Genomic DNA, 4,090 nt, shown 5'->3' with positions numbered 1-4,090 from the left:
GGCTGCCCGAGTTCGACTGCGACCTTGAAAATGGGTATCGAAAATATGCTCAAGCATTACGTTCCGGAAGTCTCGGAAGTCCGTGCAGTCGCTTAAAGAATTGGGTTTGAAGAGAAATGGGAGCGGCCCGTAAGACAAATCATACGGTCTGAGACCAAGACTCCTCCGTTTCTTCACGCTAAACTCTGCATAAGATGTGGGGAAATACGGAATATCAGCCGATGCCCTTCACGGGGCGTCGGCTTTTTACATCCTTGTTGGGGTTGCTCGCGCTCGAGTCGGCTCTCGCAACGGTGCTGCTGATCGCCGCCCATCCGCCGCAAACGCCGCCCCTGGCGGTCATCCATCTGCCGCCCGCCCCCGCGCAGCGCGCTAAGGATTTGCCGCCCTCCGAACTGGTGACGCTGGCGCACCAGCGCAATGGGCCGCTGCCCGCGACGCCGTTGCAGGCCTTTGCGCGCTTGAAGCCGCTGGCCGAACCCGTGGCGAGGGTGATGACGGCGGACCGCATCGATCGCGCCCCGCGCTCCCTCCCCGCGCATCACGACCCGTTGCATCCGCCCGCGCGCCTGCCCGATGGGCTGCCGGTGGATCGGAACCCGCCGGTCCCGCGTCTGCGGGAGACGGAAGCGACGTGGCTTCTGACCGCCCGTGACCGGCTCGACCCGGCACCGCCCGTGGTGGCAATCCCGCCTGAAGGGGGGCAGCGCCCGCGCTTTGGACCGAACCCGGCCTTGGGCCGTCGCATCCGCTCACTGAACCGCTGCTGCTGTCGGACCGTGCCGATCCGCTGCCCGACGCCCCGTCGTCCGCCTTTGCCGATCTCGCGCCGGAACCGGAAGCCCGCGCTTTATCCGAACCGTTGCCAGGCGCTGACCGAGCTTGTCGCCTGGCGGGACACTCTGCACGGCGGGCCGCCGGGGATCGACGCGATGGCGCGCACCCGCGCCCTAGTGGCCGATGCGTTGGTGGCGGGCGGCTACGGCGATCACGATCTTTCGGCCTTCCGGGGCGTGCAGATGTTCGACTATGCGCAAAGCCAATTGCAGCGCCAGCAGGGGCGGCGCGGGAAGGCCGAACCGCGCTTCGGGATTGAGCCGTTCAGTGGGGCTTTTGCCGTCAGCGCCGTCTCCCCGCCGAAGCCCGAGCTTGTCACGCGCCAAACGGTGCCGTCGACCGCAAAGCTGCTTAGCCTATTCGACGCCCATGATTACGATACCGCCCTGGACGGCGATGTTCCGGGCGTGTTTCTGGCGCGGTTGCCGCAGGATTTGACCCACGCCGTCGCCTCCCAGGAGCGGAAAGGGATTTTCGTGCGCTCGCTGCTGCCGCATCTGCTGCACGTCAATGCCCATATTCTCGAAACCCGCCAGCGCATTCTGAAGTTGGCGGGCAGGGTTGAGGCCGGGGATTTAACGGAAGATGATCGCGCTTTCGTCGCCGCCGTCCTCACCGAGTTCCGGCTGGAGCGCTGGTCGCTCCCCGATCTGTTAAAGCGTGTCGATATTGTTCCGCCCTCGCTGGCCCTTGCGCAAGCAGCGGAGGAAAGCGGTTGGGGGACGTCCAATCTTGCCCGCGACGGCAATGCGCTGTTCGGTATGGTCATGTGGGTGCGCGATGCCGAGGGGCGCAGCGTGCGCCGCCAGCGCCCCTATGCCGATCTGGCGGAAGGGGTGGCCTCTTACGTCCGCAACCTCAATACCCATTTCGCTTATGCGGGCTTCCGCGATCTGCGCGCCCGTCTGCGCCTCACGGGCAAGCCAGTGTCGGGGCCGGATTTAATGGCGGCGCTAGGGCGTTACTCCGAACGCGGGCAGGATTATGTCCGCTCGGTCAATAACCTGCTCGCTTATAATAATCTGCATATGCTCGACGGTGCCCGCCTGCGCGTCGCCACCGTCGCCGAGGCCGAATAGGCTCAGGCCTTTGCCGCCCGGCGCAAATAAACATAGCCGATCACCGCCGCCAGCACCGAGCCCATTAGCACGCCAAGCCGCACTTGCGCGGCGGCGTCCGGTCCGCTGAAGGCGAGCCCGCCGATGAAAAGACTCATAGTAAAGCCGATCCCGGCGAGAATGCCCGCGCCTGCAATCAGCGGCCAGCTTAGCCCGTCCGGCAGGCTCGCTACGCCGGCGCGCACGGCGAGGCGGGAGGCAATCAGAACCCCGACCGGCTTGCCGACTAAGAGGCCGAGCGCGATCCCCAGGGTCACGGTTTCGGCTAAAGCGCTGGCCCCCAGCCCGGCGAAGGAAACCCCGGCATTGGCGAAGGCGAAGACGGGTAAAACACCCCACGTCACCCAAGGGTAAACCGCGTGTTCCGCCGTCAGCAGCGGGCCGTGTTCGGTGTCGCCGTTTTTATCCGACAGCGGAATGGCGAAGGCCAGCGCCACCCCGGCCAAGGTGGCGTGAACGCCCGATTTCAGCACGAAGACCCAAAGGGCGACGCCCAGCAAAAGATAGGGCGTGAGGCTGCGCACCCCGGCAAAATTCAAGGCCGCCAGCGCGATCAGCAGGATTCCGGCACCGCCCAGCGCGACAACGGAAAGGTCCGCCGTATAGAAAATCGCAATAATCACAATCGCGCCGAGATCGTCGATCACCGCGAGCGCCATTAGGAACAGTCGCAACGCCGGGGGAATGCGCTTGCCCAAAGTGGCGAGAATGCCGAGCGCGAAGGCGATATCCGTCGCCGCTGGAATCGCCCAACCGTTCAAAGCGCTAGGGTTGCCCGCATTGAGGGCGACATAAATCGCAGCGGGCACGATCATGCCGCCAATCGCGGCGGCGAGCGGCAAGGCCAGAATCTTAGGGTCGGCGAGATGCCCTAGCCGGGCCTCGCGTTTGATCTCGAGGCCGACGAGGAAGAAGAAAATTGCCATCAGCCCGTCGTTGATCCACAGCAGCAGCGGCTTTTCGAGGCCCGCCGACCCGGCGCGCACGCCCACCGGCGTTGCCAGCAGCGCGTCATAGAGCGGCGATAGGCTGGAATTGCTAACGATCAACGCCGCAATCGCGGCCAGTAGCAGCGCGCCGCCCGCCAAAACTTCCGTGGGGATGAGGGGGCGTTGCATGCAGCTTCCTTCGTTTTGGGGGGAGAAACGCTCCCCCTTATTTCTATTCCGACGCCGCCGCGACCGGCGAATCGTTGCGCCACTCCACCCGATAGACGGTTTGCTGCTGGGCAAAGCCCTTCAGCGGCACATCGAACGGGGCGCTGAGCGGCGCGGTTACATTCTCTTTCACATACTCGGCAAATAAGGCATCGCAATGAATATCGCCCGGCTCGCCCAAGGACGAGAGTCGGGCACTGAGCTGCACAATCGTGCCGAAATAATCATTGTTTTCCTGCACCGGCTGACCGGCAGACAGGCCAATGCGCAGGAGAATTTGCTCGCCGGGCGTGACCTGATTATGGTCCTGGCACTGGCGCTGAATATCGACGGCGGCGGCCAGCCCATCGGCCACGCGCGGGAAGACGGCCATAATCCCGTCGCCGGTATGCTTCACCTGATGGCCGCGATTGCGCTTCAAGGCAACCGCGACGATCTGATTATGGTTTTGAACAAGGCGCATCGCCTGTTCTTCGCCAATGCGCTGGGTGGTGGCGACCGAGGCGACCAGATCGGTGAAGAGAATGGCGATATCCAGCGTTTTTTGGGCCGCCTCGCTCACGCCGTTCCAGGCTTCCAACGCCTTGCCGAGCTTATCCGGCTCGCCGCCGCCCTTTTGCAGGCGTGCGACGGTGGCGATGCGACCGGCTTCGATGGCTTGGCTGAATTTTTCGTCTCGGTGATAATCCGCCGCGCGCGCCAGGAACGTGCCCGCCCGGTCGGCCGTCGTCCCCAAGGCTTCCAGCGCGCCCGCGATCAGCAGCGGCAATTCTTTGGGGGAGCCTTTGGTTTTCGCCAACACCGCTTCCGCCGCACCGAGCATGAAAAGATGGCAGGCGAAGCGATTGCGCCCGTCCAGCCCATTGGCGGTGAAGGGCTGCATTGCCGGATGGACCAGGGAGTCGCGCAGGAAAGTCAGTAGGTAATCGCTGTTGAAGGCGCTTGCGGCGGCGGGCTGTGCCTCGGGGTCCGTTGCGG

General features: G+C 64.3%; 4 protein-coding genes. 2 read left to right on the top strand and 2 right to left on the bottom strand.

What is annotated here, in order from left to right:
* Positions 1 to 96 (top strand): NifU family protein (locus VZ95_RS22805; protein ID WP_198148112.1); only part of this gene is annotated, 96 nt, incomplete at its 5' end.
* 125 nt (positions 97 to 221) lie between these two features.
* A complete protein-coding gene (locus VZ95_RS21660) occupies positions 222 to 1,916 on the top strand; it encodes a glucosaminidase domain-containing protein (protein WP_198148111.1) in 1,695 nt (564 codons plus the stop codon).
* Positions 1,917 to 1,918: 2 nt separating this feature from the next.
* Here VZ95_RS21660 and nhaA read toward each other — a convergent pair whose 3' ends face one another.
* Positions 1,919 to 3,073 carry a Na+/H+ antiporter NhaA gene (gene nhaA, locus VZ95_RS05575; protein ID WP_045774988.1) on the bottom strand — a complete coding sequence of 385 codons (1,155 nt, stop codon included), beginning with the start codon at positions 3,071 to 3,073 and terminating at the stop codon, positions 1,919 to 1,921.
* A 43-nt stretch (positions 3,074 to 3,116) separates the two neighbouring features.
* Positions 3,117 to 4,090, bottom strand: a 974-nt coding sequence (locus tag VZ95_RS21655) for an adenylate/guanylate cyclase domain-containing protein (protein ID WP_198148110.1), incomplete at its 5' end; no start/stop codon positions are given.

Source organism: Elstera litoralis, assembly GCF_000963705.1.
GTDB lineage: Bacteria > Pseudomonadota > Alphaproteobacteria > Elsterales > Elsteraceae > Elstera > Elstera litoralis.
Note: the sequence above shows the minus strand (reverse complement) of the source record. Positions and strands in the feature narration are given on the sequence as shown.